Raw genomic sequence first — 21,504 nt, 5'->3', positions numbered from 1 at the left:
GCCCTTATGGCCGCCGAACGTGTGACCCTGCCGCCCGCTCTCCGTTCGCTCGTAGAGGCGGGCGGCGCTTTGGTGCGACGCTCTTCCAGCGGGCGCTTCATGTTGGGGCGAACCGCGGATCTCGTGCCCGAGGACGCGGTGCCGCCGGCGCTCGCGGCGTGGCCGGGGCGGCTGGAGAAGATGCGGGCGGAGGTGGCAACGCCGCTCGCGTTCAAGGACGTCGAGAAGGCGCTGAAGGGCGCGTGGGGCCGGCCGCCGGCGAAGGTCCTGGACGAGCTTGACCGCGAGCCGGTCGCGATCACGCCGGGCGCCCAGGTGCACCGAGGCGTGCGCGAAGACGGCAGCGCGGTGGCGATCAAGGTCCTACGCCCGGGGCTGGCCAGCGCGGTTCGCAATGACCTTGCCTTGCTCGACGTCCTGGCGGGTCCGCTGGGCGCGGTGTTCGGCGCGATGGACGCCGGCGCGATCCTGCGCGAGGTGCGTGAGACCGCGCTCGACGAGCTGGACCTCGAGCACGAGGCGTCGACGCAGCGCGCGGTGCGCCGGGCGCTGCGGGGCGTGCCAGAGCTCGTCATCCCCACGCCGGACCTCGAGCTGAGCGCGAGCGGCGTCCTGGTCAGCGAGTGGCTGGACGGCCCGACGCTCGCGCAGGCGGCGCCGGGCGACCCGGCCGCGGTGGCGCGGACGCTGATCGCCGCGCACGTCGCGGCCGCGCGCGCCGGGCTCACCCTCACCGACCCGCGCCCCGGCCACGTCATCCTGCTCGACGACGGCGGCGTCGGCCTGCTCGGCGCGGGCGTCGCCCGGCCGGCCGACAAGGCGCGCGTCGCCGCGGCACTCGACGCCCTGGTCGCGTTCCGCTCCGAGGACCAGGACGGGTTCGCGGACGTCGTCGCCAAGCGCTTGAAGCTGCTGCCGCGCAAGGACGCGATCAAGGCCTACGGGTTGGGCGCGGTCATCCTCGACGGGATCGTCAGCGGCGAAGCGCGCCTCGATGGCCCGGCGCTGGCCGGCGTGGCGACCCGCGCGCTCGGCCACCTCACCGCCGGCCTGTCGCTCGCCGCCACCGTCACGCCCGCGCCGGCCGACCTGGCGGTCGCGCGCTCGGTCGGCCAGCTCGCCGCCGTCCTGTCCCGGCTCGATGCGACCGAGGACTGGGGCGGCCTGGTCCTAGAGGCCGCGTAGGCGCCGCGGGCGCCGCTACTCGAACTGGCGCGCCTCGACGCGTCGCTCGTGGTGGGCGACCGTGAAGTCGTTCTCGGAGTAGAGGCGGTCGATCTGGTCGAGGATCTCGTCGGCGTCGCCGCCCAAGACCGTGCCGTCCTCCAGGACGACGACCGGGATCACCCGCTCACCCGTCGCTCTCTCCATGTCGTCCCGCTCGTGCGGCGCTGGCTCCACCTGATGGGCCACGAACGGCACCATCAACTCGGTCAGGCGCTGGCGCACCTGATGGGAGAACGGGCACCATTCGGCCTGGTAGAGCTCGATCATCCCTCGACGGTAGCCCCTCGGCCACCGACGGCGCCCAGCCGGGCCCGTGCCACGCGTGGCCCCACTTCGCCCGCCACGTCGGCGCCGCGCGCACGTCGCGCCACAGCGCGATGTACTCGTGGAAGGCGACCTGGACCGGGTTGTAGGTCTCGATGTTGGTCGTCAGCCCGTAGCGGACGCGCTCGCGCTCGGGCTCGTAGGTCCCGAACAGGCGGTCCCAGATGATCAGGATGCCACCGTAGTTCTTGTCCAGGTACTGCTCGTTGGACCCGTGGTGCACGCGGTGGTGCGAGGGCGTGTTGACGACGGCCTCGATCGGTCGCGGCAGGCGCCCGATGCGCTCGGTGTGGATCCCGAACTGGAAGATCAGCGACCACGCCTGGGCGAGCAGGATCATCCACGGCGGGAAGCCGACCAGCGGCATCCACAGCCAGAACGGCGCGTAGGTCATCGGCACCCAGGTCTGGCGCAGCGCCGTGCTCAAGTTGTAGTGCTGCGAAGAGTGGTGGACGACGTGCGAGGCCCAGAACGTCCGGTTCTCGTGCGAGACGCGGTGAAACCAGTAGTAGGAGAAGTCGTCGGCGAAGAACAGCGCGACCCAGACCCACCAGGCGTCGGTCGGCAGGTGCCACGGCGCCAGCTCGTAGAGCGCCGCGTACAGCGCCAGCACCGCGAACTTCCAGCCCACGTTGATGATGACGTTGCCGATCCCCATCGTGATCGACGTGCGCGAGTCCTTGATGTCGTAGCCGACCATCCCGTCGGACTCGAGGTGCTTGAACGACAAGAACTCGACGACGAGCAACAACACGAAGTACGGGAAGGCGTAGTACAGGACTTCAGCCATGGCAGCTCAAGCCTCCTCGGGGATCGAGCGGATCAGCAGGGCGCGGGCGGCGGCGTGGGCGGCATCCTCCTCGCCGTCGGCGACCGCCTGGGCGAGCGCGCCCACCGCGGGCGCGTCGGCGATCTCGGCGCCGACCGTCGCGGCGTCGAACGACAGCACGCGCTGGCCGGCGACGAGCGTGTTGAGCGCTAACCGGTAAGCGAGGTTTCCGGCCCCGTCGATGATCCGGTCCCACAGCACGTCGTAGATCGCCGTGCGCGCAGCCGGATCATCGGTGGCGGCGAGCGCGGCGGCGCGGGCCACCAGGTCAGCCCGCGTGGCGGCATCAGCGCGGCGGGCAGCCAGCCGCGCGGCATCCGCACCGACCGACGCGCGCATCTCGAACAGAGACCGCACAAGGTCGACCGCCACGGCCTCCGGCGGCAGCTCACCCTCGGCGCCGAGCGCGAGCATCAGATCCAGCCCTCCGTGCCGGCGCCAGTCGCGGACCTTCGTCGCGCCGCCCTGGGAGATCGAGACGAGCCCGGCCTGCTGCAACCGCTTCAGCGCCTCGCGCACCGCGTGCCGCGACGCACCAAGCTCCTCGGACAGCTGGCGCTCGGACGGCAGCGCCGCGCCCGGCGCATACGTGCCGTCAAGGATCGCCGCGCGAAGATCGCGGTGGATGGTCGCAGAGCGGGTCGCCGCGCTCGCACCAACTGGTCCAACCAGTGCCATGGACTGGTTGTACCAGATGACGCCGTGGTCACGCAAACGCGAGGATGCGCGAAGAAGGGTCATGGAACGACGCAACGACACCGAGCTGCTCGCCGCCGCGCTGTCCGGCGACGGCGATGCGTTCGGCGCGTTTTACCGGCGCCACGCGCGGCGGATCGCGGCGTTTCATCTGGCGCGGACGCGGGATGCGCAGGATGCCGCGGATCTGACCGCGGAGACGTTCGCCGCGGCGCTGGAGGCGTTGGATCGGTTCGATCCGCAGCGCGGCGAGCCGATCGCGTGGCTGTTCGGGATCGCGCGCCACCGGCTCGCGACCCAGGCGCGGCGCGGCGCGGTCGAGGACCGGGCGCGGAGGCGGATGGGCCTGGAGCGGCTCGTCCTCGACGACGCCGGGCTGGAGCGCGTCGAGGCGGCCGCGACCGCCGAGCTCGTGCGGGTCGAGCTGCGCGAGGGCTTCGACGCGCTGCCGGCCGACCAACGCGAGGCGATCGCGCTGCGCGTCCTGCTGGACCACGACTACGCCGAGGTCGCGGGCGCGACCGGCAGCTCGGAGGTCGTCGCGCGCAAGCGCGTCTCCCGCGGGCTGTCCGCGCTGCGCGCCCGTCTGGCCGCGAGCGGGAGGACCACCCGATGACCGACTTCTTCGACGATCTCGAGCGCCAGCTCGTCGCGGCCACGCCGCAGCGACCCGCGCTGATCCGACGGGCGCGCCGGCAGCGTGCCGCCGCGGTGGCGGGCGCCCTCGTCGTGCTGCTAGCGGGAGGCGCGGGGATCGCGACGGCCGTGGGCGGCAGCGGGGAGGACCGCGCGAGCACGCCGCTCGCGCCGACCGGCGAAGCGACGGCGACCGCGCCGACGACGACTTCGGCGATCTCGGGTCCGTCCGACCCGCGCACCTCGCCAATCGCCATCCTCAACGGCACCACCACCCCAGGCCTCGCCCGCGGCGTCGCGAACCAGCTGCAGAACCAGGGCTACAAGATCGGCAACGTCACCAACGCCGCCTCGCAGGGCCACACGATGACCACGGTCTTCCTGCGCGCCCAGCGCGACATCCCGCTGGCGACGCAGATCGCGTCCGCCCTGCGCCTCGGCGACGTGCAGGGCGAGTTCGCGCTGCGCCAGATGCCGGAGGGCGTCAAGGTCATCGCGGGCCGCTCGGCGCGCGTGGCCGTCCTCGTCGGCTCCGACCAGAACCGCCCCGCCGGCCCCTGACCGCGTACCGTGCGTCGTCTTGTCCCGGACGACCACGGCGACGACGGCGGAGACCGCGGTCGCGCCCGCCGACCCCACCCTCTTCGAGCAGCTCCTGTCCCACCCGCGCGCCACGGCGCTGCTCGGCGCGCTGACGATCGCGTTCTCCGCGGTGCTCGTCCGGCTGGCCGAGGTCTCGCCGTCGACCGCCGCGGTCTTCCGCTGCGCGTACGCCGTGCCGGTGCTCTACCTGCTCGCCCGCGCGGAGGACCGCCGCTATGGCCCGCGGCCGGCGCGGGACCGCAAGCTGGCCGCGGTCGCCGGCGTCTTCTTCGCCATCGACCTCGTCGCCTGGCACCACGCGATCGACGATGTCGGCGCGGGGCTGGCGACGGTCCTGGGCAACCTGCAGGTCGCGTTCGTGCCGCTGATCGCGTGGGCGGTCCTGAAGGAGCGGCCGGGCGGACGGGTGCTGGCGACGTTGCCGCTGATGCTCGGCGGGATCGTGCTGATCTCGGGAGCGTTGGAGTCCGGCGCCTATGGCGACCACCCCGCCGCGGGCGTCGTGGCCGGCGTGATCACGGGCCTCAGCTACGCCGGGTTCATATTGGTGTTGCGCGCGGGCGGCCAGGACCTGCGCCGGCCCGCGGGCCCGTTGTTCGACGCAACGTGGGTCTCGGCGGTCGTCGCGCTGGCGATCGGCCTGGCGTGGGGCGACGTCGACCTCGTCCCGAGCTGGCCGGCCCACGGCTGGCTGCTGACGCTGGCGCTGACCTCGCAGGTCGTCGGCTGGCTGCTGATCTCGGCCTCGCTTCCGCGTCTGCCCGCGGCGCTGACCTCGATCCTGCTGACGATCCAGCCCGTCGGCAGCGTCATCCTCGGCGTGATCATCTTCAGCGAGTCGCCGTCGTCGCTGCAGCTGGTCGGCGTGGCGGCGATCCTCGCGGGCCTCGTGTTGGCCTCCAGGCGCCGAACGGGCACCACTACCGTGGAGAGCGCCTGATGGTGATGAAGCTGATCCGCTTCTGGATGCCCGCCGCGATCCTCGTCGCGGGGATCGTGCTCGTCGTCGTGCGCGGCGGGGACGAGACCTCGCTGGAAGGCTGCGCGGCGCTGTGGGGCGCGGGGCTGAGCGTGGCGCTGCTGAACTGGCTTCACCGGATGGGCGTCAGCGGCGATCGCAGCCGTGTGCAAGAGGACGAGGCGCGCGCCTACTTCGCCCAGCACGGCCACTGGCCCGACGACGTGCCGCCACGGCAGGGATCCTGACGCGCCACACCTGGACCGACGCGCTCTACTTCGACGTGTCCCGTGTCGTTAACACGGACAGGACCCCGACCGAACCATGCTGAGCGACGTCATCCGCACCGCCGACCACGCGCTGGAGCTCTTGCTCCACCGTGCGGCGAGCGTGAACCCGTGGCTGGCGGCGCTCGGGTGCGTCTTGTACGTCCTGGCCCAAGCGGTCCGACCGCGCGGGTGGCACACGATCCTGCGCGCCGCCTACCCGGACGCCAAGGCGCTGCGCCCACGCCACACGATGGCCGCCTACCTCGCCGGCGCGGGGCTGAACGGGATCATCCCGGCGCGCGGCGGCGACATCGTCAAGCTCTGGCTGCTGCACCGCCGGATCCCGGGCGCGCGCTACCCGACGCTGGCGGCGACGTTCGTCCCCGAGACCCTGTTCGAGACGCTCTTCGGCTTCGGCCTGGTGGTGTGGGCGCTGAGCCGCGGCTTCCTGCCGGTGCCGACGTCCTCCGGCGAGCTGCCGCACATCGATGTCACGCTGGTGATCGAGCACCCGTTCATCGCGACGGCCGTCGTCCTGACGATCGCCATCGCTGGGTGGTTCTTGTACAAGCTGCTGCGCCGCCGGGTCTCTGACCTCGCGTCGCGCCTGCGCCAGGGCGTCGTGATCCTCCGCCAGCCGCGCCTGTTCGTCACCGGCGTGGCGAGCTGGCAGGCGCTCGGCCGTGTGATCCGGCTCGGCTCGCTCGCCGTGTTCATGCAGGCCTTCCACCTGCCGGTGACGGCCTCGACCGTGGTCCTCGTCATGGCCGCCCAGGGCGGCGGGCGCATCATCCCGCTCGCGCCCGCCTCAGCCGGCCTGCGCCTGGCGATGCTGTCTTACGGCTTCGTCGAAGTGACCGGCCACGCCGTCGACATCGCGGCGATCACGACGTTCACCTTCGGCGTCGGCGCGCTCACGATGCTCACAGGCCTGATCGTCGGACTGGTCGCGCTGGGCGCCGAGCTGGAGACCTGGTCGCCGCGCGGGGCGCTCCGCGCCGCGCGCGATGCCGTCGCCCGGCACCGCGCGGGCAGCGCGGAGCCGAGCAAGGCATAGGCCGCCGGGGGTTGGCGGGCGGGCGTGTTTACTTGAGCAGGACCGGCGTGCCGACCGGGACGCGGTCGAAGAGGTCCTTGACGTCGGCGACGTGCATGCGGATGCAGCCGTGCGACGCGCGGGAGCCGATCGAGTAGTCCTCACCGGTGCCGTGGATGCCGACGCCGTTGACGATGCCCATCCAGCGGGCCTTCAGCGGGTTGGCCGCGGAGCCGCCCTCGACGGTCGTACCCTGGAGCTCGCCGGCCCACGGCGAGTTGGGGACCGACCAGGTCGGGTCGACCTGCTTGTTCTGGATGGCGAACAGGCCGGAGGGCGTCGGGTAGGCGGGCTGGCCGACGGCGACGCCGTAGGACTTCTTGAACTTCAGGCTCTTGAAGAGGCGCAGCTTGAAGTGCGACTTGTCGACCGTGATGATCGTGTTGTACTTCTTCTTGAGGTCGTTGGTCGTGACCGCGGCCGTGGTCTTCTTCAACTTGGTGTGCAGCGTGCGCGGCGCGTTGACGGCGTCGTCCAGCGCGGCGTTGACGTCCTTGTTGACCGCCGCCTCGTCCAGCGCGCGGCCGTGCGTCGAGCGGGTCCGGTAGATGTGGGTCAGCGTGATCTTCACGCGCGCGTCCTTGGGCGCCTTAGCGACCTTCGCGGCGACGCCGGAGACCCACGCCTTCACGGCCAGCTTGGAGTGGCTGAGCTTGAGGCCGACGTCGCCGGCCTTCTTGGCGCGGATCGCGCGCTTGGCGGTCGTCAGCGAGTCGAACGTCAGCTTCGCGTCGGCGGCCTTCAGCGTCCACGGCTTGCCGGCCGCGCCGAGGATCAGGTCCGCGTTGACCTTCGTGCCGATCGTCGCGTCCAGCCTGGCCTGCGCGTCGGCGAGGGTCAGGCCCGACAGGTCGACGCCGCCCGCGGTCACGCCGGCGGGGACGTTGGTCGGGTCGGCCTTGGTCTTGGCGGCGGGGGCAACCGCCGGAATCGCCGCCGCAAGCGCGACGACGACGAGCACGGGAAGGGCACGAGCGCGTGACATGGCGGTCGAGGGTAGCGAGGGTTCGCGCGCGAACCGCAAGGTCCCTTTCGCCGTCAGGCAGCCTTGGGACGCCGCCGGCGGCGTGGCTTCGGCGTCGCCTCCGCTTCATGGCGCGCGAAGAACTCGTCGATCCAGTGCCACGTCGTGCGCGCAGCGGCGCGGCCGGTCAGCACGCCGAGGTGCCCACCCGGCCCGGACTTCAGCTGGACCTCGGACGCGCCGGTCAGCAGCGAGCCGACGTGGTGGACCGCCGCGCGCGGCGCGAGCACGTCGTCCTTGCCGGCCACGGCGAGCACCGGCACCTTGACGTCGGCGAGGTCGATGTCGTCCTCGCCTAGCTCCAGCCGGCCGTCAGCCAGGTCGTTGACGCGGAAGAACTGGTGGTAGAGCTGGCCCATCGTCCGCCCCGGGTAGGCGGTCATGTTGCCGGTGAAGGCGTCGACCGCCTCGATCTGGGCGAGGAAGTCACGGTCGTGCAGGTTCATGCCGACGGCCAGCGGCTTGGTGAGGTACTTGTCCAAGGACGACAGCTGAAACGCGCGCTTGACCAGCGGCGCCGGCGCGCCGCCCATCGCGCGGTAGGCGAGCGTCGCGAAGAGCCCGTTGGTCACGTTGGCCATCTGCCGGATCGGAGCGAAGAGCTTCAGCTCGGCGAAGTCGAACGGGCTGGCGACGACCGCGATCGAGTTGACCGGCAGGTCCGGCCGCGCGGCCAGCGCCAGCAGCGACATGATCCCGCCCAGGCACCAGCCGACGACCTGCACGGGCTGCCCGCCAGCATCCTGCGAGACCTGCTCGATCGCGCGCGGCAGCACCTCGGCGACCCAGTGCTCCAAACCCAGCTCGCGGTCGCTGAACCCGATCGACCCGTACTCCACCAGGTAGGTTGGGTGCCCGAGCCCGAGCAGGTGCTCGGCCATCGAGCAGCCGCGGCGTAAGTCAAAGCACGACGTCGGCGCCGCCAGCGGCGGCACGAGCAACACCGGCAGGTGACGCGTGCGCTCCTCACCGGACAAGTACTGGAACACGGTCCCCTGCGGCGCCTCGTCGACGACGCGCGCCGGCGTGCGACGCAGGTCAGCAACCCCGCCACGGACAAGCATGTCGAAGGCGTTGGCGGCGGCGTGCATGACGCCGTCGGGGGTGGGGAGAAGTTGGGGCACCATCAGGACCGCTGTGAAGTGTGACGCATGGCGAAGTCTTCCAGCGCCGTGACGAAGCGCTCGGGTGCCTCGACCTGTGGGCAGTGGCCGACGCCGTCGAGCAACACGTAGGTCGTGTCGGGCAAAGCCTCCATGATGTGGCGCGAGCCCTCGTGGGTGACCATGCGGTCGCGATCGCCCCAGATCAGCAACACGGGGATCTTGATCGACGCCAGCGCGAAGCCCTCCAGCGTCAGCTCCGGCAGCAGGCGGCGGCCGTTGGCCAGGACGGTGGCGACCGCGTCGCGCTCGCGCAAGTGCTGGGTGAACGAGTTGATGACCTCGGCCGCGGCGGCGCGCGGCGCGGCGAACGCCAGCGCGCGGTAGGCCTCGCCGACGACCGTGCGCACCAGCGCCTCCGGCAGCGGGACTGGCGCGGCAAGCAGCGCGCGGACGAACGGGTCGCGCTCGATGATCCGAAACCAGCGCGGCATGTCCAGGCCCGCGGGCGCGACCGGGACGATCCCGGCCAGCGGCAAGTCGGCGTCCTCCCCGGCGCGCAGCGCGACCGCGCCGCCGAGCGAGTTGCCGGTCAGGATCACGGGAACGTCGCCGGCCTCGCTCGACGCGTGCTGGACCGCCGCGGCGGTGAACGCGCGGTACTGGTCCAGGACCGACTCGTCGGGCTTCAGCGCGTCGGCGCGTCCGTAGCCCGGCAGGTCGACGGCCAGCGCGCGGCGGCCGCGGCGCGCGAGCAGGTCGAGCGAGCGGCGCCAGGTGTCGGCCGAGTCCGCGAAGCCGTGCAGCAGCACGAGCGGCGGGCCGTCGCCCTCCAGCTCCAGCGCCCGCGTCGAGACGCCGGCGAGCGTCAGCCGGTGCTCGACCAGCGGCTCCCGCACCGCGCTAGGCCCCCGTCGCCTGCGGATGCGCCGCGAGGTCCTGCGCGCGCACGAGCACCAGCGATGCCACCGCGCCGACGAGCGCCAGCACCGCGGCGATGATGAGGATCTCGTTCAGCGCCCCGGTCCAGCCGGTCACGAAGGCGTCGTGGAACTGCGGCGGCACCAGGCTCGCCTTGCCCTGCGCGAGGACCGCGGAAGGCGGCAGCTGGGTGGACGCGGCGGTGGCAGGGAGCGCGTCGACGATCCGGTGGCTGATCGTCGCCTGGAAGATCGCGCCCAGCCCGGCGATCCCGGTCGCGATCCCGACCTGGCGGAACGTGGAGTTCACGCCGCTGGCCATCCCCGCCCGCCGCGGCTCGACCACGCCGACCGCGGTCGACGCGATCGCCGGGTTGGTCAGGCCGACGCCGAGGCCGCCGAGTAGGAAGCCCGGCAGCAGCGCGGTCCAGTCGGAGTTCGCGTCCAACCCCGACATCAGCAGCAGCCCAACGCCGACGCAGCCTAGGCCGGCGCCCAACAGGTACCGGACCGGGATGCGCTCGGTGAGGTTGCCCGAGACCGCCGCGGCGAAGAACGACACGACGGTGACCGGCAGGAAGCGCAGACCGGCCTCCAACGGGCCGTACTCGAGGATGTTCTGCATGAACAACGTCAAGTACAGGAACATCGCGAACATCGACCCCGACAGCGCGAACGCGGCGATCGACGCGCCCACGAACGTGGGCTTGCGGAAGAGCGTCAGGTCGAGCATCGGATGTTGGAGGCGTTGCTCGATGGCGACAAACGCGACGAGCAGGACCACGGCGGCCACGAGCAGGCCGACGATCGTGGCGCTGCCCCAGCCCTCGCCGTTGCCGCGCACGAGCGCGAAGACCAACAGGAAGAGCGCGGCGGAGAAGGTGACCAGGCCGGCCCAGTCGATCGGCGCCGGGTTGGGGTCCTTGGACTCCTTGACCATCCGCAGCGTGACCGCGATCGCCGCGATCCCGATCGGCAGGTTCACGTAGAAGATCGACTGCCAGCTGACGTGCTCGACCAGCACGCCGCCGACGAGCGGGCCGACCGCCACCGACGCGCCGGTCGTCGCGCCCCAGATGCCCAGCGCGGTGCCGCGCTCGCGACCGGTGAAGGCGGCGGCCAGAAGCGCGAGCGAGGTTGCGAACATCGCGGCGCCGCCGACGCCCTGCAGCGCGCGCGAGAGGTTCAGCGCGGTCGGGCTCGTGCTGAGACCGCAGAGCAGGCTGGCGACGCTGAAGAGCGCGAGGCCGGCGACGAAGACGCGGCGACGGCCGAGGCGGTCGGCGAGCGAGCCGGCGGTCAGCAGGAACGCGGCGAGCGTCAAGGCGTAGGCGTCGACCACCCACTGCAGGTCTTCGAACGACGAGCCGAGGTCGAGCTGGATGTCGGGGAGCGCGACGTTGACGATCGTGACGTCGAGCAGGAGCATGAACGTCGCGACGCAGACGGCGCCCAGCGTCCACCAGCGGCGGGGATCGGGGGTCATGTCGCGCAGTGAACTACCCGGACCGCTCGCGAGCAACCGCACCGTCGAAGACGGCTCCGGCCGCCGCGCGCAGATGGGCCCGCAGGACGTCGGGGCCGTCACGCTCGATGTCGGCGATCAGCGCGGTGTGCTCGTCCCCTAAGCGCTCGAAGCTGTAGTACGGGCGCACGTAGAGCAGGAAGAGGCGGGTCTGGGCGGTGAGGCGGTCGTGGACCTGCTCGATCCGCGGCGAGCGGGCGGCGCGGACGATCGCGGTGTGGAGGTCGGAGTGGGCCCGGCTGACGGTGGGCCAGGTGGGCCGGGCGCGCTTGCACGCGCGTGCGAGCACCTCGGCGGCCTCGTGGACCGACGGCGGCAAGCGGTCGCCGTGCTTGGCCAGCGCGAGATGGGCGGCCTCGACTTCGAGGGCGGCTCTGAGCTCGTACAGCGCGAGGATCGCGTCGGCATCCAGGCCGGCGACGCGAGCGCCGCGGTTGCGCTCGATCGTCACGAGGCCTTCGTCGGCGAGCGTCCGCAAGGCCGCGCGGATCGTGTGGCGGGCGGCGCCGTGAGCGGTGGTCAGGTCGGCCTCGACGAGGCGCGCGCCCGCGGCGAGCTGGGCGTCGAGGATCTGCTCGCGGAGCGTCGAGGCGACGCGGTCGACGGCGGTGGTCGTGGAGGTGGGCGCGGTCATGCGGGGGCGACGGGAGCTTCGGCGGTGGAGGTCGGGACGGCGCGGGGACGCCGCTGGCGGGGCGCGGCCAGGACGGCGAGCCCGGCCAAGATCATGACGATGCCGACCAGCGCCGTGGGGCCGGGGCGCTCGCCGAGGACGACCGCGCCGAGCAGCGCCGCCGTGACCGGCTCGGCGAGCGTGAGCGTCGCGACCTCGTTGGCGGGCAAGTGACGAAGACCGGAAGCGAACAGGATGTAGGCGATGGCGGTCGGAACGGCGCCGAGCCAGAGGGCCATCGCCGCGCCGCCGGCGCTCGTGAGCCACGTGACGTCTCCGAGGACCAGGATCGGGCTGAGCAGGAGCGCGCCGAAGCCGAAGAGGCGCGCCATGACGGGTTCGACCTGATGACCTTGGTCGAGCAGGCGCTTGGAGGCGAGCGTGAAGGCGGCGTAGGAGGCACCTGCGCCGACGGCGAGCGCGACGCCCACCACGGAGACGTCGCTGGCGCCGCCTCCGCCGAGCGCGAGGGTCGCGACGCCGGCGCAGGCCAGGGCGGTGGCGATCGCCCAGGCACGATCGGGGACGCGGCGATCCAGCAGCCAGCCACCGAGCCCGGCGAGCGCAGGCGCCGAGCCGAGCGCGACGACCGTGCCCACCGCGACGCCCGTGTCCTTGACCGCCGCGAAGAAGCACAACTGGTAGGTCGCGACGCCGAGCGCGCCGACGGCGAGGGGACGGAGTGGCCACGCCAAGCGGCGCACCTCGCTGCCCTCCCCACCGCGGCCCGCGCGGCGTCGTTTGACCGCCCACTCCGCCGCCAGCAGGAGCAATGCCCCGACGGCGATGCGCACCGCGCCGACGGTCACCGAGGAGGCGTCGAGGCCCAGCGCCTGAGCGGTGCCGGTGGTGCCGAAGCAGAAGGCGGCGAGCAGGACTTGGAGACGAGACACGACACGATTGTTCCACAATTTGTGCGGATCCTGTAACGAAACTGCGGAGGCGTCAAGTGTCCGTCCGCCGTGCGTGTCACCTTGCCGCCGTGCTCGTCCGCGACCTCCGACACGGCTTTGACCTCGACCAGGTGCTGCTGGTTCGCGAGGCCGATCGGCGACGTCGGCGTGACGGTGCCGAGTTCCTGAAGTTGGTGCTTGGCGACCGGACGGGCGGGGTCCCGGCGATGGTCTGGGAGGACGTCGCGCAGGCCATGGAGCTGTGCCGCGCGGGGTCGCCTGTGCACGTCGTCGGGCGCTACGAGGTCCATCAGCGCTGGGGCGCGCAGATCGCGATCCTGGCGCTGAAGCCGGCGCTGGACGGGACGTTCGAGCCCACCGACCTGCACGATGGGCCGCCGCACGACGTCGACGACATGGAGCGCGACTTCCGCGACCTGCTCGCGACCGTGCAGGACCCGCACTTGTCGCGGCTGCTGGACATGTTCCTCGGCGAAGGCTCGGAGACGTGGGCGCTGTACCGCGTCGCCCCTGCCGCCAAGCGCGTCCACCAGGCCTACCTGCACGGGTTGTTGGAGCACTCGCTCACGGTCGCGCAGGCTGTGCACTCAACCGCCCAGGTCTTTCCCGGGGTCGACCACGACCTCGCGGTCACCGGCGCGCTGTTGCACGACATCGGCAAGTTGGAGGCCTACACCTGCGAGCCGCCGATCGACATGACCGACGTCGGCCGCCTTCAGGGCGAGATCCCGCTCGGCTACTACCGCGTGCGCCGCGTCATCGAGGATCTCGACGGCTTCCCGCCCGCGCTGGCGCAGTCGTTGCTCCACATCATCTTGAGCCACCACGGCGCGCTGGAGTACGGCTCGCCGGTCCTGCCCTCGACGCGCGAGGCCACGCTCGTCCACATGATGGACAACCTCGGCGGCCGCCTCGGCTCCTTCGACCGGCTGGAGAAGGAGCTGCCCCCGGGCGCCGTCTGGTCCGGCTTTGACCGCGCCCTCGGCGGCGGCGCCTACTTTGGCTCGGCCGGCACCTCGGCGGCGCCAATCACCGCCGAGGACCGCCGCCCGTCGCAGGCGGCCTAGGCCGAGGCCTTCTACGCCGCCTTCGGCGGCGTGTACAGCTGCAGGTCGTTGCCGTCGGGATCCTTGAACGGCGCGATCCGGCCCCATGCGTGCTCGGAGATGTCACCCGTGAACTCGACGCCGGCGTCCTTCAGGCGCGTGACCTCGTCCTCCAGCTCGCCGTCGGGACGGAAGGCGATCAGCGCGCCGCCGTCGCCGCTCGGGGATTCGCTCGGCTTGGCGTTGAGCCCGATGAGCTGGCCGTCGAGCTCGATCTCGCTCCAGTCGTCGTCGTGCTCGGTCACCTTCAGGCCGAGCGTGTCGCCGTAGAACTTCAGGGCGCGCGGCATGTCCTCGACGGGCAGCCACACTGCGGAGATGCTCTTGATCATGCCCTTGCGCTCCCCGCCCGCGCGGCGGCGCATTCCGGGCCTTGATCAAGCTGGCGCGTGGGCGCCGCTTCAGTCCAGCGGCGACGACAGGCGGTCTTCTCGCTCGTCGTCGAGGATGTCCTTCATCTCGCGGCCGGCCTGGGCAATGCGGCCGAGGTACTCGGAGCGCCGGGCCTCATCAAGGGTCGTGTGGCCGCGGTCCAACAGCTCGGCGAAGCCCTGCACGATCGTCAGCGGCGTACGGAGGTCGTGGACGAGCTTGGCCAGCCGCTCGTCCGGGTCCTGCGGCCAGGGGATGCGACCCCCATCGCCGCTCATCGGTCGTCGCGCGAAGAGTCGAGCGCGATCTCGCCGCGCTCCAAGGCGATGGCGATCGCGTGCACGCGGTTGCGCGCCTGCAGCTTCCGGATGACGTTGCGCACGTGGGTGCGGACGGTTTCGACCGAGACGCTGATCTTGTCGCCGATCGCCTCGGCGGTCATGCCCTCGGCCATCAGGTGCATGATCTCCCGCTCGCGCGGCGACAGCTGCGGCACGTGCGCGGTGGCGCGCGGCGACAGCAGGATGCGGTCCAGGCGCGGATCCACGTAGGACCCACCGCCGGCGACGCGCTCGATCGCGGCCATCAGCTCGTCCATCGAGCCGGCCTTCAGCGCGTACCCACGGGCGCCGCTGTCGAGGCCGTCGTAGAGCAGTTCGGCGTCGCTGTCGCCGGTGTAGAGGATCACCCCGAGGTCGGGCCGGCGCGCGAGCAGCTCGCGCGTCAGGTCGATCCCGGAACCATCGGGGAGCTGGATGTCGACGATCGCGACGTCCGGCTCGGCGTGTTCGACGAGGTCGACGCCGGCGGCGACATTGCCCGCCGCGCCCACGACCTCGAGGCCGCCGTGCTGAAGCAGGGCAACCAGCCCCTCCCGCAGGGCTTCATGGTCGTCGACGATCACGAGCTTCGTCATTGAGGTTCCGAACCGTACAGGGAGGCGCGTACCCGTGAACGCATCTCTGGATGCTTCGTCGGTCTCCACGACGAATATGCGGAAAGAGCGCGGCGAGTTCTGCAACGAACGGCCCATGCCGGGTGCCGGGGCCGTATCGTCGTCTGCATATGGCGAAGGACACCGAGAAGCTCATCCGGCAGCTCTCGCTCATCTCGTACCTCATGGCCGAGCGTCGCCCGGTCACGGCGCTCGAGATCCGGCGAGATGTCGAGGGCTACTCCGGGATGAACGAGGACGCCTTCGCCCGTCGCTTCTACGCCGACCGTGCCGAGCTGGAGTCGCTCGGGATCCAGCTGACGGTCGAAAAGCCCGCCGACGGCGTCGCCGAGCAGGAGAACTACTCGCTGCGGCCGGAGAACTTCCACCTCCCGGCGATCGCGTTCACCGACGAGGAGCTGGCGTCGCTGCAGTTCGCACTGACGCTGCTGGACGGCGAGTTCGCCTACGCCGAGCCGCTGCGCCTGGCGCTCCAGCAGATCTCCTGGGGGCGGCCGTCGCCGCTGAACGCGCCCGACCAGGGATCGATCGCGCTGGGCGTCACCGCAAGCGCCGGCGGCCACGACCTCTCGCAGCGCCTGGCGAAGATCGAGACCGCGATCTTCCGCAACAAGACGATCACCTTCGACTACTACACGATGGAGCGGGACGTGGTCGAGGCCCGCAAGGTCGACCCGTACCACCTGCTCTTCCAGGGCGGCCAGTTCTACCTGCTGGGCCGTGCGCACGAGCGCGACGCGATCCGCGTCTTCCGCCTGTCGCGGATCCAGGCCAAGGTCGCCTACGCGACCAAGGCCGAGCACGACTTCAAGCGTCCGACGGACTTCGACCCGCGCTCCTACGCGGTCCGCGCCGACTGGCAGTTCGGCGATCCGATCGGGACGGCCGAGATCGAGATCGCCGGCCGGATCGCCTGGCAGGTCGAGCGCCACTTCGGGCGCTTCGGCGCCGTGCGCCCCGCCGAGGACGGCTCCGAGGACCGCATCTTCACCACGGAGTACGCGTCGGTGCGGCAGCTCGCGGCCTGGGCGCTGCGGCTCGGCGAGCACGCGCGGATCCTCGGGCCGGAGGAGCTCGTGCGCGAGGTCGCCGAGCGCGTCGAGCGCCTGAACGAGCTGCACGCCGGCGACGAGCTGGAGCTCGCCGCGCCGGTCGCGGCGCCGATCGGCGACCCGGAGGCCGTGGAGGCGCCGTCGTCGTCCAAGCGCGAGACCGCGATCCGCCCGGAGCGCTTCGCGCGCCTGGTGACGCTGGCGTCGATCCTGATCGAGGGCGGGCGCAAGAAGCAGCCGCTGTCGTTCGTGGACGTCTGCTCGCGACTGCAGGTCTCAGACGCGGAGCTGCGCGAGGACATCAACGTGCTCAACGTCGTCAACTTCGGCGGCGGGTCCTACGTCCTGTACGCCGACGTGCGCGACGACGGGATGATCGAGGTCGACCCCGAGCCCTACAGCGACAACTTCGACCGCCCCGCGCGGCTGCTGCCGGTCGAGGCCAAGGCCTTGGTCGCGGCGATCGACCTGATCGGCGACCACCTGCCCGAGGGCGCGCTGAGCGGCGCACGCGACAAGATCGTCGCCGCGCTGGGCGCCGACCCCATGGAGCAAGGCCTACAGGTGGCATCCACCTCCGGCGACGACTCCGAGATCGCCCGCGTCGTCTCGAAGGCGATCTCCTCGACGCACATGTTGAGCCTCCAGTACTACAAGGCCAACGAGGACCAGTTCACCGAGCGTGTGGTCGAGCCCTATGCCTTGATGAACGGTCGCGAGGGCTGGTACGTCGCTTCGTTCGACCCGGCTCGCGACGCCGTCCGCCACTTCCGCCTGGATCGCGTGAAGACTGCCAAGGTCCTCGACGAGACCTTCACGCCACGCCCAGAGGTCGACCCCGCCGCCGACGTCGACGGCTGGCCCCGCACCGGCGAGGTCGAGGCCTCCCGCGTGGCCCGTGTCTGGATCTCGCCCGACCGCGCCCGCTGGTCGCGCGAGCAGCGCCGCGTCGCCCAGGAGCTGGCCGACGGCTCCGTCATCGTCGAGCTGCCCTACAAGGGCACCGACTGGCTCGTCCGCGAAGTCCTCGCCGAGGCCGGCGACGCTGCCGTCCTCGCTCCGGCCGAGGCCCGCGAAGCCGTCCGCGCCGCCGTGGCGCGCCTTCAGCCCGCCGTTCGCTGAGCGCCCCGAGGGGCGCCGAAGGACCAGAATCGCAGAAACGCCTGGCCCGTCGGCCAGGCCTCCCAGGCAGGAGCACGTTAGCCTCCTGCGCCGGTGAGTCGACGCGATCAGATCAAGATGACCGACGCAGAGGTCCTTGCGTTCCTCGACGAGGAACGCGTGGTCACCTGCGCCACCTTCGGGCCACGCGGATGGCCGCACCTGATGCCGCTCTGGTACGTCGTCCGCGACGGCCGGATCTGGGCCTGGACGTTCGCCAAGGCGCAGAAGACCAAGAACTTGGAGCGCGACCCGCGCGCGACGTTGCAGGTCGAGGCGGGGCGCGACCAGTACCCCGAGCTGCGCGGCGTGATGTTCGAGACCGAGGTCGCGATCCACCACGACACGGCCCTGGTCACCGACCTCGGCCTGGAGATCTTCGCCCGCTACGGCGGCGCGCCCGTCGCCGACCTCGACCCCGGCGTCCGCGCGATGGTCGAGCAGCAGGCCGCCAAGCGCGTCGGGCTGGAGTTCGTCGAGCAGTCGCGCGCGACCTGGGACCACCGCAAGCTCGGAGGCGTGTACTAACCATGGCACCGCTCAAGGGACTCATCCTGTCCGGGGGCAAGGGCACGCGCCTGCGCCCCATCACCCACACGTCGGCCAAGCAGCTCGTGCCGGTCGCCAACCGCCCGGTGCTGTTCTACGGCATCGACGCGATGGCAAAGGCCGGCATCGAGGAGATCGGCATCATCATCGCGCCGGAGACCGGCGGGGAGATCAAGGAGGTCGTCGGCGACGGCTCGGCCTTCGGCGTCAAGATCACCTACATCTTGCAGGACGAGCCCGCGGGACTGGCGCACGCCGTGTTGACCGCCGAGCCGTTCCTGGGCGACTCGCCGTTCGTCATGTACTTGGGCGACAACCTGCTGCAAGGCGGGATCGACGACCTCGTCGCCGCGTTCCAGGCCAACCAGCCCGACGCGCTCATCCTGCTGACGCCGGTGCCCGACCCCGAGCACTTCGGCGTCGCCGAGCTGGACGGCGATCGCGTCGTCGCGCTGGCCGAGAAGCCGCCGGAGCCCAAGACGAACCTCGCGCTGGTCGGCGTGTACATGTTCACGCCGTTGATCCACGACGCGGCACGCGCGATCGAGCCGTCACCCCGCGGCGAGCTGGAGATCACCGACGCGATCCAGCACCTGGTCGACACCGACAAGCGGGTCGAGCCGCACATCGTCCAGGGCTGGTGGAAGGACACCGGCCGCCTCGACGACATGTTGGAGGCCAACCGCCTGATCCTCGACCGCTTCGAGCGGCGCGTGGACGGCGAGCTGATCGACTCCCAGGTCGAGGGCCGCGTGGTGATCGAGGAGGGCGCGACGCTGACGCGCGCGACCGTCCGCGGGCCGGCGATCATCGGCGCGGGCGCGACACTGACCGACTGCTACATCGGCCCCTACACCGCGATCGGCGAGGGCTGCGCGGTCCAGAGCGCGGAGGTCGAGCACTCGATCCTGCTCGCCGGGTCGTCCGTGCGCGACCTCGACGGCCGCATGGAGTCCTCGCTGCTGGGACGCAACGTGCACATCAAGCGCACCTCCGGGCAGCCTCGCGCGTTCCGGTTCATGGTGGGCGACAACTCGGAGATCGAGATCCTGTGAGGATCCTCGTGACCGGCGCGGCCGGCATGCTGGGCCATCGGATCGTGGCCGACGCGCAGGCGCGCGGCTGGGACGCCGTCGGCGTCGACCTGCCCGACGGCGACCTCACCGACCCGGCGGCCGCCCAGGACCTCGTCGAGGAGCACGCGCCCGACGCGGTCATCCACTGCGCCGCGTTCACGGACGTCGACGGCGCCGAGGAGCGCGAGGCGACCGCGCTGACGATCAACGCCGACGCCTCCGCCAACATCGCGGCCGCCGCGGCGATGCTGAACGCGCGGATCGTCGCCGTGTCGACCGACTACGTCTTCGACGGTGCGCTCACCGGCCGCCCGTACGTCGAGTCCGACCCGACCGGGCCGATCGGCGCCTACGGCCGCACGAAGCTGGCGGGCGAGGTCGCGATCGCCGGCCACAACCCCAACTACGCGATCGCCCGCACGGCGTGGCTGTTCGGGGTCGGCGGCAAGAACTTCTGCGACACCATGCTCAAGGTGGCCGAAGGCCGCGATGCGGTGCGCGTGGTCACCGACCAAATCGGCTCGCCGACGTGGACCGGCCACCTCTCGCCCGCGCTGCTGGACCTCGCCGCGCTCGACGCCGTCGGCGTCTTCCACACCGCCGGCGGTGGACAGGTCTCGTGGCACGGCCTGACCGTGAAGTTGTATGAGTTGGCCGGCGTCACGGCGCGCGTCGACGAGACCACCGCGGCCGAGTTCGCCCGGCCGGCCCCGCGGCCGGCGTGGAGCGTCATGGCCTCCGAGCGCGACGAGACCCCGCGGTTGCCGCCGTGGGAAGAGGGCGTCGCGGGCTACTTGAACGACAGGAACGGAGACGGATCGTGAAGCTGCTTGTCTGCGGCGGGGCCGGGTTCATCGGCTCGAACTTCGTGCGCCAGCGCGTGCAGGAGAACGGGGACGACGTGGTCGTCCTCGACAAGCTGACCTACGCCGGGCGCCGTGAGAACCTGGAGGACCTCGGCGACGCCGTCACGCTGGTCCGCGGCGCGATCGAGGATCCGGTCAAGGCCCGTGAGGCGATCGGCGACGGAGTCGACGCGATCGTCAACTTCGCCGCCGAGACGCACGTCGACCGCTCGATCAGCGGCCCTGACGCGTTCGTGGAGACCAACGTCCGCGGATCGCTGGTGCTGCTGGAGGCCGCGCGCGAGCGCGAGGTCCCGCGCTACGTCCAGATCTCGACCGACGAGGTGTACGGGTCGATCGAGGAGGGCTCGTTCACCGAGGAGTCGCCGATCGTCCCTTCGTCGCCTTACTCGGCCTCCAAGGCCGGCGGCGACCTGCTGGTGCAGTCCTACTTCCACACCTACGGGTTGGAGACCGTGATCGCGCGCGGGTCCAACAACTACGGGCCCTACCAGTACCCCGAGAAGCTCATCCCGTTGATGATGCTCAGCGCTCTGCACGACGACAACTTGCTCGTCTATGGCGACGGGCTCAACGTCCGCAACTGGCTCTTCGTCGAGGACTTCGGCCGCGGGATCTCCCACATCCTGGCCCACGGCGCCCCGGGTGAGGTCTACAACGTCGGCGGTCCGACCGAGTCCACCAACTTGGACGTCGTCAACGGCATCCTGGAGCACACGGGCAAGGACGAGTCCTTGATCAAGTTCATCGAGGACCGCAAGGGTCACGACCGGCGCTACTCGCTGGGCAGCGAGAAGGTCAAGGCGCTGGGCTGGTCGGCCCAGGTCGGCTTCGAAGAGGGCCTGGAGCGGACGCTCTCTTGGTACCGCGACAACCCGTCCTGGTGGCATCCGATCGTCGACTCAGCGGACTTCCGCGAGTACTACGAGCGCCACTACAAGCGGCCGCTGACCTGGCGCGAGGCCGCCTCGCGGTAGAGCTCCGGCGAGGGGATCCCGATCACCTCGCCGGCGAAGCGCTTGGTCGTGCCGTAGACGACCCAGGTCGTGTCGACCTCGCCGATGAGGCGGTCGAGCTTGAGCTGGTCCGGGTAGCGGTCCAGCCACTCGAGGTGGGTCAGCGCGGCGTCGAACTCGCCGCGCAGCAGCGCCTCGGCGGCGTAGGGCTTGGAGATCTGCGGGACCTTGACCTCCCACTCGGAGAGGTCGACGTAGCCCTCGGTCGCCTCGACGATGCCCAGCGAGCGTGCCGGGCCGTCGAGGTCGGCGCGCGAGAGGATCGCCAGCGCCTTGGTGGGGTAGATGAAGGTGTCGACGACGAAGACCTCGTCGTAGTTGCGCTCGGTCACCTTGTGGACCTCGGGGTGTGCCGAGCACTGGACGAGGAAGGCGTCGTCGCGGCCGCGGATCGCGTCGAGGCCGTCGAAGAAGTCCGTGATGAACTCGAACGTGACCTCGTCGTCGGCCAGGCCCTGGAAGCGCGCGTAGTTCGAGACCGCGCGGTGGTGGCAGGTTCCGGACGGGCCGAGCGTGACGAAGGTGACCATGCCTGCGGTCTACCGGCGGCGAGG

The 21,504-nt window shown here is 71.4% G+C and carries 25 protein-coding genes; 12 read left to right on the top strand and 13 right to left on the bottom strand.

Features of this window, described 5'->3' with window-relative positions; translation table 11 throughout:
• Positions 1-6: 6 nt before the first annotated feature.
• On the top strand, positions 7-1,185 hold the full coding sequence (locus ACT01A_RS17130) for an AarF/UbiB family protein (RefSeq protein ID WP_445148301.1): 1,179 nt from the start codon (positions 7-9) through the stop codon (positions 1,183-1,185).
• 15 nt (positions 1,186-1,200) lie between these two features.
• Here ACT01A_RS17130 and ACT01A_RS17125 read toward each other — a convergent pair whose 3' ends face one another.
• The 3 genes from ACT01A_RS17125 to ACT01A_RS17115 are packed head-to-tail and all read right to left on the bottom strand — an operon-like array spanning position 1,201 to position 3,058.
• Positions 1,201-1,449 (bottom strand): glutathione S-transferase N-terminal domain-containing protein, encoded by a 249-nt coding sequence (locus ACT01A_RS17125; protein ID WP_445148300.1) that lies wholly within the window; start codon positions 1,447-1,449, stop codon positions 1,201-1,203.
• Positions 1,352-2,341 carry a sterol desaturase family protein gene (locus ACT01A_RS17120; protein WP_445148299.1) on the bottom strand — a complete coding sequence of 330 codons (990 nt, stop codon included), beginning with the start codon at positions 2,339-2,341 and terminating at the stop codon, positions 1,352-1,354. The genes ACT01A_RS17125 and ACT01A_RS17120 overlap by 98 nt, the downstream gene beginning before the upstream one ends.
• Positions 2,342-2,347: 6 nt before the next feature.
• Positions 2,348-3,058 (bottom strand): winged helix-turn-helix domain-containing protein, encoded by a 711-nt coding sequence (locus ACT01A_RS17115; RefSeq protein WP_445148298.1) that lies wholly within the window; start codon positions 3,056-3,058, stop codon positions 2,348-2,350.
• Positions 3,059-3,119: 61 nt separating this feature from the next.
• Between ACT01A_RS17115 and ACT01A_RS17110 the strand changes: the two genes are divergently transcribed.
• From ACT01A_RS17110 to ACT01A_RS17090, 5 genes are all read left to right on the top strand, one after another.
• The gene (locus tag ACT01A_RS17110) at positions 3,120-3,692 is read left to right on the top strand and encodes an RNA polymerase sigma factor (protein ID WP_445148297.1); all 573 of its coding nucleotides are present in this window, start codon (positions 3,120-3,122) and stop codon (positions 3,690-3,692) included.
• Positions 3,689-4,273, top strand: coding sequence for a LytR C-terminal domain-containing protein (locus ACT01A_RS17105; protein ID WP_445148296.1), 585 nt, complete (start codon positions 3,689-3,691; stop codon positions 4,271-4,273). Before ACT01A_RS17110 ends, ACT01A_RS17105 begins: the two co-directional genes overlap by 4 nt.
• 19 nt (positions 4,274-4,292) lie before the next feature.
• The gene (locus ACT01A_RS17100) at positions 4,293-5,255 is read left to right on the top strand and encodes a DMT family transporter (protein ID WP_445148295.1); all 963 of its coding nucleotides are present in this window, start codon (positions 4,293-4,295) and stop codon (positions 5,253-5,255) included.
• Entirely contained in the window at positions 5,255-5,521 is a 267-nt protein-coding gene (locus tag ACT01A_RS17095; protein ID WP_445148294.1) for a hypothetical protein, read from the top strand. The genes ACT01A_RS17100 and ACT01A_RS17095 overlap by 1 nt, the downstream gene beginning before the upstream one ends.
• Positions 5,522-5,597: 76 nt before the next feature.
• Complete coding sequence (locus ACT01A_RS17090; RefSeq protein WP_445148293.1) at positions 5,598-6,599, top strand: lysylphosphatidylglycerol synthase transmembrane domain-containing protein; 1,002 nt, start codon at positions 5,598-5,600, stop codon at positions 6,597-6,599.
• Positions 6,600-6,627: 28 nt separating this feature from the next.
• Here the strand turns inward: ACT01A_RS17090 and ACT01A_RS17085 are convergent, their stop codons facing one another.
• Genes ACT01A_RS17085 through ACT01A_RS17060 form a run of 6 tightly spaced genes read right to left on the bottom strand, consistent with a single transcriptional unit; the run spans position 6,628 to position 12,776 of the window.
• Entirely contained in the window at positions 6,628-7,623 is a 996-nt protein-coding gene (locus tag ACT01A_RS17085; protein WP_445148292.1) for a L,D-transpeptidase family protein, read from the bottom strand.
• Positions 7,624-7,676: 53 nt separating this feature from the next.
• Positions 7,677-8,789 (bottom strand): alpha/beta fold hydrolase, encoded by a 1,113-nt coding sequence (locus ACT01A_RS17080; RefSeq protein WP_445148291.1) that lies wholly within the window; start codon positions 8,787-8,789, stop codon positions 7,677-7,679.
• A complete protein-coding gene (locus tag ACT01A_RS17075; protein WP_445148290.1) occupies positions 8,789-9,664 on the bottom strand; it encodes an alpha/beta fold hydrolase in 876 nt (291 codons plus the stop codon). Before ACT01A_RS17075 ends, ACT01A_RS17080 begins: the two co-directional genes overlap by 1 nt.
• A 4-nt stretch (positions 9,665-9,668) precedes the next feature.
• A complete protein-coding gene (locus ACT01A_RS17070; protein ID WP_445148289.1) occupies positions 9,669-11,171 on the bottom strand; it encodes an MFS transporter in 1,503 nt (500 codons plus the stop codon).
• Positions 11,172-11,184: 13 nt separating this feature from the next.
• A complete protein-coding gene (locus ACT01A_RS17065) occupies positions 11,185-11,844 on the bottom strand; it encodes a GntR family transcriptional regulator (RefSeq protein WP_445148288.1) in 660 nt (219 codons plus the stop codon).
• On the bottom strand, positions 11,841-12,776 hold the full coding sequence (locus ACT01A_RS17060) for a DMT family transporter (protein ID WP_445148287.1): 936 nt from the start codon (positions 12,774-12,776) through the stop codon (positions 11,841-11,843). Before ACT01A_RS17060 ends, ACT01A_RS17065 begins: the two co-directional genes overlap by 4 nt.
• 89 nt (positions 12,777-12,865) lie before the next feature.
• On the opposite strand from ACT01A_RS17060, the gene ACT01A_RS17055 reads away from it, so the two are divergent.
• On the top strand, positions 12,866-13,864 hold the full coding sequence (locus ACT01A_RS17055; RefSeq protein WP_445148286.1) for a 3'-5' exoribonuclease YhaM family protein: 999 nt from the start codon (positions 12,866-12,868) through the stop codon (positions 13,862-13,864).
• A gap of 11 nt (positions 13,865-13,875) precedes the next feature.
• Here the strand turns inward: ACT01A_RS17055 and ACT01A_RS17050 are convergent, their stop codons facing one another.
• The 3 genes from ACT01A_RS17050 to ACT01A_RS17040 all read right to left on the bottom strand — a co-directional run bounded on the left by ACT01A_RS17050 (position 13,876) and on the right by ACT01A_RS17040 (position 15,191).
• A complete protein-coding gene (locus tag ACT01A_RS17050; protein ID WP_445148285.1) occupies positions 13,876-14,235 on the bottom strand; it encodes a VOC family protein in 360 nt (119 codons plus the stop codon).
• Between the two features lie 69 nt (positions 14,236-14,304).
• A complete protein-coding gene (locus ACT01A_RS17045) occupies positions 14,305-14,553 on the bottom strand; it encodes a histidine kinase dimerization/phospho-acceptor domain-containing protein (protein WP_445148284.1) in 249 nt (82 codons plus the stop codon).
• Positions 14,550-15,191, bottom strand: coding sequence for a response regulator (locus ACT01A_RS17040; RefSeq protein WP_445148283.1), 642 nt, complete (start codon positions 15,189-15,191; stop codon positions 14,550-14,552). Before ACT01A_RS17040 ends, ACT01A_RS17045 begins: the two co-directional genes overlap by 4 nt.
• Before the next feature lie 149 nt (positions 15,192-15,340).
• On the opposite strand from ACT01A_RS17040, the gene ACT01A_RS17035 reads away from it, so the two are divergent.
• The 5 genes from ACT01A_RS17035 (at position 15,341) to rfbB (ending at position 20,911) form a co-directional block, all read left to right on the top strand.
• Complete coding sequence (locus ACT01A_RS17035; RefSeq protein ID WP_445148282.1) at positions 15,341-17,404, top strand: helix-turn-helix transcriptional regulator; 2,064 nt, start codon at positions 15,341-15,343, stop codon at positions 17,402-17,404.
• Positions 17,405-17,497: 93 nt separating this feature from the next.
• Positions 17,498-17,971: a pyridoxamine 5'-phosphate oxidase family protein gene (locus tag ACT01A_RS17030; protein WP_445148281.1), complete on the top strand. Its 474-nt coding sequence runs from the start codon at positions 17,498-17,500 to the stop codon at positions 17,969-17,971.
• Between the two features lie 2 nt (positions 17,972-17,973).
• On the top strand, positions 17,974-19,047 hold the full coding sequence (locus ACT01A_RS17025) for a glucose-1-phosphate thymidylyltransferase (protein WP_445148280.1): 1,074 nt from the start codon (positions 17,974-17,976) through the stop codon (positions 19,045-19,047).
• Entirely contained in the window at positions 19,044-19,892 is an 849-nt protein-coding gene (gene rfbD / locus ACT01A_RS17020) for a dTDP-4-dehydrorhamnose reductase (RefSeq protein ID WP_445148279.1), read from the top strand. The genes ACT01A_RS17025 and rfbD overlap by 4 nt, the downstream gene beginning before the upstream one ends.
• Positions 19,889-20,911, top strand: coding sequence for a dTDP-glucose 4,6-dehydratase (gene rfbB / locus ACT01A_RS17015; RefSeq protein ID WP_445148278.1), 1,023 nt, complete (start codon positions 19,889-19,891; stop codon positions 20,909-20,911). The genes rfbD and rfbB overlap by 4 nt, the downstream gene beginning before the upstream one ends.
• Here the strand turns inward: rfbB and ACT01A_RS17010 are convergent.
• The gene (locus tag ACT01A_RS17010; protein WP_445148277.1) at positions 20,869-21,480 is read right to left on the bottom strand and encodes a hypothetical protein; all 612 of its coding nucleotides are present in this window, start codon (positions 21,478-21,480) and stop codon (positions 20,869-20,871) included. The two genes, rfbB and ACT01A_RS17010, sit on opposite strands and share 43 nt — an antisense overlap.
• Positions 21,481-21,504 lie beyond the last annotated feature (24 nt).

This window comes from Baekduia sp. Peel2402, assembly GCF_052567285.1.
This window is presented reverse-complemented; position numbering and strand designations above follow the sequence as displayed.

What these genes read in the sequence shown, in the direction of transcription:
- ACT01A_RS17085 (WP_445148292.1), bottom strand. Translation starts at nt 7,623, where the DNA reads ATGTCACGCGCTCGTGCCCTTCCCGTGCTCGTCGTCGTCGCGCTTGCG.
- ACT01A_RS17120 (WP_445148299.1), bottom strand. Translation starts at nt 2,341, where the DNA reads ATGGCTGAAGTCCTGTACTACGCCTTCCCGTACTTCGTGTTGTTGCTC.
- ACT01A_RS17035 (WP_445148282.1), top strand. Translation starts at nt 15,341, where the DNA reads ATGGCGAAGGACACCGAGAAGCTCATCCGGCAGCTCTCGCTCATCTCG.
- ACT01A_RS17095 (WP_445148294.1), top strand. Translation starts at nt 5,255, where the DNA reads ATGGTGATGAAGCTGATCCGCTTCTGGATGCCCGCCGCGATCCTCGTC.
- ACT01A_RS17080 (WP_445148291.1), bottom strand. Translation starts at nt 8,789, where the DNA reads ATGGTGCCCCAACTTCTCCCCACCCCCGACGGCGTCATGCACGCCGCC.
- ACT01A_RS17115 (WP_445148298.1), bottom strand. Translation starts at nt 3,058, where the DNA reads ATGGCACTGGTTGGACCAGTTGGTGCGAGCGCGGCGACCCGCTCTGCG.
- ACT01A_RS17130 (WP_445148301.1), top strand. Translation starts at nt 7, where the DNA reads ATGGCCGCCGAACGTGTGACCCTGCCGCCCGCTCTCCGTTCGCTCGTA.
- ACT01A_RS17090 (WP_445148293.1), top strand. Translation starts at nt 5,598, where the DNA reads ATGCTGAGCGACGTCATCCGCACCGCCGACCACGCGCTGGAGCTCTTG.
- ACT01A_RS17025 (WP_445148280.1), top strand. Translation starts at nt 17,974, where the DNA reads ATGGCACCGCTCAAGGGACTCATCCTGTCCGGGGGCAAGGGCACGCGC.
- ACT01A_RS17110 (WP_445148297.1), top strand. Translation starts at nt 3,120, where the DNA reads ATGGAACGACGCAACGACACCGAGCTGCTCGCCGCCGCGCTGTCCGGC.
- ACT01A_RS17040 (WP_445148283.1), bottom strand. Translation starts at nt 15,191, where the DNA reads ATGACGAAGCTCGTGATCGTCGACGACCATGAAGCCCTGCGGGAGGGG.
- ACT01A_RS17105 (WP_445148296.1), top strand. Translation starts at nt 3,689, where the DNA reads ATGACCGACTTCTTCGACGATCTCGAGCGCCAGCTCGTCGCGGCCACG.
- ACT01A_RS17010 (WP_445148277.1), bottom strand. Translation starts at nt 21,480, where the DNA reads ATGGTCACCTTCGTCACGCTCGGCCCGTCCGGAACCTGCCACCACCGC.
- ACT01A_RS17070 (WP_445148289.1), bottom strand. Translation starts at nt 11,171, where the DNA reads ATGACCCCCGATCCCCGCCGCTGGTGGACGCTGGGCGCCGTCTGCGTC.
- ACT01A_RS17065 (WP_445148288.1), bottom strand. Translation starts at nt 11,844, where the DNA reads ATGACCGCGCCCACCTCCACGACCACCGCCGTCGACCGCGTCGCCTCG.
- ACT01A_RS17050 (WP_445148285.1), bottom strand. Translation starts at nt 14,235, where the DNA reads ATGATCAAGAGCATCTCCGCAGTGTGGCTGCCCGTCGAGGACATGCCG.
- ACT01A_RS17045 (WP_445148284.1), bottom strand. Translation starts at nt 14,553, where the DNA reads ATGAGCGGCGATGGGGGTCGCATCCCCTGGCCGCAGGACCCGGACGAG.